Below are 6804 nucleotides of genomic sequence, written 5' to 3'. Positions count from 1 at the left end.
CTATACATAAGTAATGTAATAATATTCAACATTTATAAAATAAAGGTTGGAAGTCTAAACTATACCTCCAACCTTACCAAATGATCATATTACTTTTTGAAGTTTACACAAAAATCTTGACAGACTCCGACTAGAAGTTGTACCCACAATGCTTGCCTCAACGACAAGCGTTGAACAAGCATTGTGGAACAACCTCTAGTCGGGAATCATTACCATCAAAATTCCAATGAAACACTGCAAACAATATGTTACTTATTTCTAGTATAGTGATACACTTAAATTTAATGCGTAGTGATAGTTATTCTAAATATAAGCAGAATTTCTAATTCTTATATCTATAATAAATTAATTAAATAAATCTATAAATATAATAATATAAATTAAGTAAAATAAGCTAGAATAATTTATAAAATTTAATAAATTATTGTTGAGTTATTATGAAATATGATAATATTAAATATAATGTTACAGAGGAGGAGTATTATGCCACATGTAGTTGTAAAGCTTTATCCTGGAAGAAGTGAGGATCAAAAGATAAATCTTGCGGAAAAAATTACTTCAGTAGTTTCAGAAAGCTTAAATTTGAGTGAAAGTAGTATTTCTGTTGCCATTGAGGAGATTTCACGTGATGATTGGGCAAAAGAAGTATACAAAAAAGATATTATTGAGAATGAAAAAAGCTTGTATAAAAGACCTGGATATAAGCCAAGTGAAGATGAATTGAAGTGACGTAGCAAAACCAATGCTACGTTCTTTTTATGTATGTATTTTCTGATTCTATTTTCTATATTATGTTAATAAGAATATTACATGGGATAAATTTTATTAAGTGAAAGGATGAAAAGATAATGAAAAACATTTTTGTTAAAAACTTAATGATTATTGTGTTAATATTCTTAAGCATAGGGTGTTTTGGAGTATTTAATGAACTAGAAGTTTACGGAGAAACTAATGGGTGGACCAATAGTAATAATAGCTGGCGTTACTATAGCGGGCCTTCAATACAGACTGGGTGGTGCAAAGATAAGGGTAATTGGTATTACTTAGATGATAATGGGATGATAAAAACAGGTTGGATTAAAAGTGAGGGAAAATGGTACTATTTAGATCCAAGGACAGGAAAGATGTTAACAGGATGGATCGAAGAGAAGGGAAAATGGCATTATTTAAATAGTTCTGGGGAAATGATAACTGGGTGGCTTGAGTATAATGGTAATCTATATTACTTAAATACTTCTGGAGTAATGGTTAAGGATGTATATGTTGGTTCATATTATTTAGGGCCGGATGGAGCATGGAAAGAAGGAAGCATAAATAAAAAATAGTATATCAAATTATATTAATAATACTGCCAACTAAATTGTGGGCAGTATTATTAGTAAAAAGATAATAATAGAGCTATTCAGGGTCTCTTTTTACTATCGTATGAGCATGAGTATCAGGATGTTATGGAACATTTTGCTATAATTTTATTTTTTCAAAAGTGCATACTAATATGTATAAGGGATTTTAAAATATACACTTATATTTTAAGGAACTTATATAAAAACTTGATTAATTAAAACAAGGGAGTGTAAGGTTATGAAGAATAAGCCGTATGATAAAGATAAGAGTATTAGTAGTTTAGGCAGTGATTTAACTACTACAATTCAGAATTTTCATTATTCTGGAGAAATGGTTGTAAAAAAAGATAATGAAAAGATTGAAAAAGATAGAAAATAAGAGTAATTTTATAACTAATAAAATTGTATCCTTTTGAAATAATAATGTATAGATATTGTTATCTAAAACTAAATTGATTTTAATAATTTGATTAATATTAAGGAGGTATTTACTGTGAGCAGAAATAATAATGGAGATAAATTTAGTAATATAATGAGAGTGGGAAATTTCACTAAGCATGCAGTGGAAAACTTTGAAGAAAATATAGTGGAGCAAAAAGATTATTTAGAAAAGGTTAGAGCTCATGAAAAATCTAGAGATATAGAGTAGATTAATTAAATGGCTAAGAGGTGAGAAAATGGAGAATATATTAGGCTATTATTTAATGCCGCATCCACCGATAATTATTCCAGACATAGGTAAAGGAGAAGAGAAAAAAATAGAGGATACAAGTTTAGCATGTAATCAAATAGGGCGGGAGATAGCTGATATTAAGCCAGATACAATTATAATTATAACCCCACATGCTACAATGTTTTCAGATGCTATAGCTATATCTGATGAAGAAAGAATTTCTGGAGATTTAAGTCAGTTTAGGTGTACTAATATAAAAATGGATATGCCCATAGATAAAGAGTTTAATATTAAGCTTGGAACAGCTTGTCATTTAGAAGGAATTCCATCTGTTCTTGTGACTACCGATTTATTAAAAAGGTATAATGTAGATTATGAATTAGATCATGGCACGATTGTTCCGTTGTATTTTATAAATAAATACTATAATGAATATAAATTAGTCCATATTACATATTCAATGATAGGAGATATTAACTTATATAAATTTGGTATGGAAGTAAAAAGGGTGGCAGAAGAATTAAATAGAAAGGCAATAGTAATAGCAAGTGGGGATTTATCTCATAAGCTTAGGAATGAAGGTCCTTATTCATATTCACCATATGGAGAGAAGTTTGATCGTGAGCTTTTATATAATCTTGAAAGAGGCGATGTACTAGAAGCTTTTAATATGAATAAAACTATGGTTGAAGAAGCAGGGCAATGTGGACTAAATTCTGTATATATACTTCTTGGCGCTATGGAAGGGAAAGAAATAAAAGGGGAATTATTATCTTATGAAGGAACATTTGGCGTAGGTTATGGAGTAATGAAACTAAAAAGGCAAGAAGCTAAGAAGAACTATTTAGAAGAATTGATAAAGCATAAGGAAGAGAAACTTGAAAGAAAGTTAAGTGGTAACAACCCTTATGTAAAACTCGCTAGGGAAAATTTAAATCATTATTTCTCTCATGGAAAAAGTTTAGAAGATACATCAAATTTACCAGATGAGCTTTTGAATGAAAAACATGGGGTTTTTGTATCTTTAAAAAAATTTGGTAATCTTAGAGGATGTATAGGTACTATATCACCTACTACAAATTCAGTTGGAGAAGAAATTATCAGAAATTCTATAGAGGCTGCGATGCATGATCCAAGATTTCCAGAAGTTTTAGAAGATGAGATGAATGAGATTGATATATCCGTAGATGTGCTTATGGATTCAGAGCCATGTAGCAAAGAAGATTTAGATCCTAAAAGATATGGAGTTATTGTGTCTTCTGGTGTGAGACGCGGATTGCTATTACCAGATCTTGAAGGTGTAGATACTGTAGAGGAACAGTTACAAATTGCTTGTGATAAAGCAGGTATAGATTTTGATGATGACTATAACATAAAAAGATTTGAGGTTGTAAGGTATAAAGAGGATTAAGTTTAAAAATCATATATTGACATATTTAAACATTAATTTATAAAAAAAGTTAAACACCTCTTGACAATAAAAGAATGTTCGTTTATTATAGAAATATAATAGAGGTGTTTAAATGAGAAGGAAAGATGATGGGAAGGAAAAAAGCATAAAAGAAGCCGTAATTAAGCTGATACTTAAAGAAGGTTTCCATGGTACTTCCATTTCAAAAATTGCAAAGGAAGCAGGAGTTTCTCCAGCAACAGTTTATATTTATTATGAAAATAAAGAGGTAATGTTACAGGATATATACCTGGAGTATAGTGAAGAAATTTTTAATTATGTTCTTAATAAGCTCGGTGATTACATGGATGGACCACAATTAATAGAAGTGCTTGTTGAAGAATACTATATATACATTAGAGAGCACAGTGAGATTTTTCATTTCGTAGATCAATTTTCAAACTGTCCAGCTTTATCTAATCAATGTTTAACAAGAAAAGGAATAAATAATCTTAATGATTTCTTGGATGGAATGAAGGAAAAAAAAGTATTCAAAAACTTTCAAAACGATAATTTAAGAGCACTACTTTTTTATCCAGCAAAATCAATTGCAATTAATCAATGCATTGAAGAAAATGAGAAAGATGAGTTACTTAAAGAATTGATTAAAATTATACAGAATGCTTTGTTAATGTAAACTGTAATCAAAAGAATTAAAGCGAGAGAAGTTTGTAAGCAAAAAATTGCAAAAAGTATCTCGCTAATATTGAACAAATATTTAAATGAGCATTCGTTTATAAGATTTGATTAAGGAGAGGATGATTAATATGATTAATACAAATAATAAAGGAATAGTAATTCCAATTTATGACATAGTGCTATTACCAGGCATGATTCACACATTAAAATTAAATAGATTTAGCGAAAAAGAAATTGGAAATTTAGCTGAAGAAGAACAAGTTAATATTGCATTACCTTTAAAACAAAGCTTTGGTCAAAGTAAGTTAAAGGAAGATGATTTTCATAAAGTTGGAGTTTCATTTCAAGTAAATGAAATTGAAAAAACAGAAAGAGGATATCAAATAAAAATTAAAGTTTTAGATAGAGTTGAAATTAAATCCTTTGATATTGAGGAAGATTCTATCAATGTAGAATTCGAGTTTGCACCTGATGTTATTGATATTTCAGATAAGAGCCAAGAGGAAATGGTAGAATATATTAAGAAAGTTACTAATGAAATTAGTGAAAATTTCAAAGGTTCAGGAGATTTCATGAAGACAATAGAAAACCTAAGAGATTTGAATAAACTTATGGGATATTTAACACATTTTATGCCTCTTTCAAACGAAGAAAAATATGAATTAATAGAAACTCAATCTCTAAAAAATAGAGGACTTAAATTTATGGATTATCTATTAAAACAAAAAGAAGCATTAAAATTACAATTTGAATTAGCACAAAAATTTACTGAAAAAGCAAATAAGAATTATAGAGAATCAGTATTAAGAGAGCAACTTAAGGCTATCCAGAGTGAATTGAATGAAGGAAAAAGCCAAGGGACTAAAAAGGACAAGGATTATTTTAATAGAATTCAAGAAGCTCAAATGCCAGATGAGATAAATGAAGCAGCATTGGAAGAATTGAGCAAGTTAGAAAGTCAAAGTCCAAACACTTCAGAATATAATGTTATAAGAAACTACTTGGATTTATTAGTTCAACTTCCTTGGAAAAAGAGTGAACCGAAACTTATTGATTTAGAGGAAGCAAGACGTATCTTAAATGATGAGCACTATGGTCTTGAAAAGGTAAAAGATAGAATAATTCAACATTTAGCAGTAATGCAGCTTAAAAAAGATAAGAAAGGTTCTATTTTATTATTAGTTGGACCTCCGGGAACAGGAAAAACAAGTTTAGGTAGAAGTGTTGCTGAAGCCCTTGATAGAAAGTATATAAGATTAAGTCTTGGTGGTGTACGTGATGAAGCAGAAATTAGAGGACACAGAAGAACTTATGTTGGAGCAATGCCAGGAAGAATTATTCAAACAATTAAGAAAGCAGGGGAAACAAACCCGGTTATGATTTTAGATGAAGTAGACAAGTTAATGGCAAGTTATAATGGAGATCCAGCTAGCGCTTTATTAGAGGTTTTAGATCCAGAGCAAAATAATACTTTTACAGATCACTATTTAGACTTACCATATGATTTATCAGATGTGTTCTTTATAGCAACAGCGAATTCTTTAGATACAATTCCTAGACCTCTATTAGATAGAATGGAAGTAATTCAAATTTCTAGTTACACTATGAATGAGAAGTTCCATATTGGAAAGAATCATTTAATTCCAGCCGTTCTTGAAGAACATGGATTAAATAATACTCAGTTAGTTGTGGAAGATGAAGCTTTAGAAAGAATTATAAGCGAATATACACTAGAAGCTGGTGTGAGAGGGCTTAAAAAGCAATTAGCGACCCTTGCAAGAGTTGCATCTGAAAAAATTGTATCAAATAAAGTGGAGTTACCATTTAAGGTTACTGCAGATGATTTAGAAGAAATACTTGGAAGAAAGGTTTCTAGTCATGATAAAGCACAACAAGATAATTCACCAGGAGTTGTAACAGGACTCGCATGGACACCTGTAGGCGGAGAAATACTTTTCATTGAAGCCACTGATATGCCAGGAAATGGACAAGTTACTTTAACTGGTCAATTGGGAGATGTAATGAAGGAATCAGCGAAGATTTCATTAAGTTTACTAAAATCAAGATTACCAATGAATGCTGTAAACTTCAAAGAAAAAGATCTTCATATCCATGTTCCATCAGGATCAACTCCAAAAGACGGTCCATCAGCTGGAATAACATTATTTACTGCACTTGCATCGCTTGTTACAGGTATAAAAGTAGATTCTAAACTTGCTATGACAGGAGAGATTACCTTAAGAGGAGCAGTTCTTCCTATTGGAGGATTAAAAGAAAAATTATTAGCAGCACAAAGAGCTGGAATAACAAAGGTTTTAATTCCTAAGGATAACTTGATCGACTTAAAAGATGTTCCAGAAGAAGTTAAAAATCAGTTAACTATTCTAGCTGTAGAGACAGTTGAGGATGTTCTTAAAGAGACTTTAGGTATATCATTACCAAAAGCAGAACATGTTTTTAATCCGAATTTTGCACAAGAAACTTTTAATTTAAACCAAATCTAATAGTTCTATAAAGATAAATGGAACTATTAGTTAGATAAGATTTTATATTAATTGATTAAGAAGGAGTATCTAAAAGGATGCTCCTTTTTATTTATGATAGTACATGTTAATTAAAATGAGGTTTAACTGAAATTAGTTTTTGAAATCAGTTAAACCTCTATTTTGGACATAATTGAAAAAATCCAAATTAATATT

At 30.0% G+C, this 6804-nt stretch carries 7 protein-coding genes; all 7 read left to right on the top strand.

From position 1 onward, the window contains the following. Positions 1-483: 483 nt before the first annotated feature. The 7 genes from CLCHR_RS25515 to lon all read left to right on the top strand — a co-directional run bounded on the left by CLCHR_RS25515 (position 484) and on the right by lon (position 6609). Entirely contained in the window at positions 484-729 is a 246-nt protein-coding gene (locus CLCHR_RS25515) for a tautomerase family protein (RefSeq protein ID WP_079441411.1), read from the top strand. A 119-nt stretch (positions 730-848) separates the two neighbouring features. Next, positions 849-1325 carry an N-acetylmuramoyl-L-alanine amidase family protein gene (locus tag CLCHR_RS18600; RefSeq protein WP_079441410.1) on the top strand — a complete coding sequence of 159 codons (477 nt, stop codon included), beginning with the start codon at positions 849-851 and terminating at the stop codon, positions 1323-1325. A 256-nt stretch (positions 1326-1581) separates the two neighbouring features. After that, positions 1582-1722, top strand: a complete 141-nt coding sequence (locus tag CLCHR_RS24935; RefSeq protein ID WP_169896846.1) for a hypothetical protein — start codon at positions 1582-1584, stop codon at positions 1720-1722. A 114-nt stretch (positions 1723-1836) separates the two neighbouring features. Further along, the gene (locus CLCHR_RS24930) at positions 1837-1992 is read left to right on the top strand and encodes a hypothetical protein (RefSeq protein WP_169896845.1); all 156 of its coding nucleotides are present in this window, start codon (positions 1837-1839) and stop codon (positions 1990-1992) included. 28 nt (positions 1993-2020) lie between these two features. Beyond that, the gene (gene amrA / locus CLCHR_RS18595; RefSeq protein WP_079441409.1) at positions 2021-3427 is read left to right on the top strand and encodes an AmmeMemoRadiSam system protein A; all 1407 of its coding nucleotides are present in this window, start codon (positions 2021-2023) and stop codon (positions 3425-3427) included. A gap of 112 nt (positions 3428-3539) precedes the next feature. Further along, the gene (locus CLCHR_RS18590; RefSeq protein WP_079441408.1) at positions 3540-4103 is read left to right on the top strand and encodes a TetR/AcrR family transcriptional regulator; all 564 of its coding nucleotides are present in this window, start codon (positions 3540-3542) and stop codon (positions 4101-4103) included. A gap of 130 nt (positions 4104-4233) precedes the next feature. Further along, positions 4234-6609: an endopeptidase La gene (lon, locus tag CLCHR_RS18585; RefSeq protein ID WP_376747026.1), complete on the top strand. Its 2376-nt coding sequence runs from the start codon at positions 4234-4236 to the stop codon at positions 6607-6609. The last annotated feature ends 195 nt before the right edge of the window (positions 6610-6804 follow it).

It is taken from the genome of Clostridium chromiireducens (genome assembly GCF_002029255.1).
GTDB classification, from domain to species: domain Bacteria; phylum Bacillota; class Clostridia; order Clostridiales; family Clostridiaceae; genus Clostridium; species Clostridium chromiireducens.
This window is presented reverse-complemented; position numbering and strand designations above follow the sequence as displayed.

Bases quoted from the DNA above. Each gene is read 5' to 3' on its own strand.
- CLCHR_RS18590 (WP_079441408.1), top strand. From the start codon at position 3,540: ATGAGAAGGAAAGATGATGGGAAGGAAAAAAGCATAAAAGAAGCCGTA.
- CLCHR_RS18600 (WP_079441410.1), top strand. From the start codon at position 849: ATGAAAAACATTTTTGTTAAAAACTTAATGATTATTGTGTTAATATTC.
- amrA (WP_079441409.1), top strand. From the start codon at position 2,021: ATGGAGAATATATTAGGCTATTATTTAATGCCGCATCCACCGATAATT.
- CLCHR_RS24935 (WP_169896846.1), top strand. From the start codon at position 1,582: ATGAAGAATAAGCCGTATGATAAAGATAAGAGTATTAGTAGTTTAGGC.
- lon (WP_376747026.1), top strand. From the start codon at position 4,234: ATGATTAATACAAATAATAAAGGAATAGTAATTCCAATTTATGACATA.
- CLCHR_RS25515 (WP_079441411.1), top strand. From the start codon at position 484: ATGCCACATGTAGTTGTAAAGCTTTATCCTGGAAGAAGTGAGGATCAA.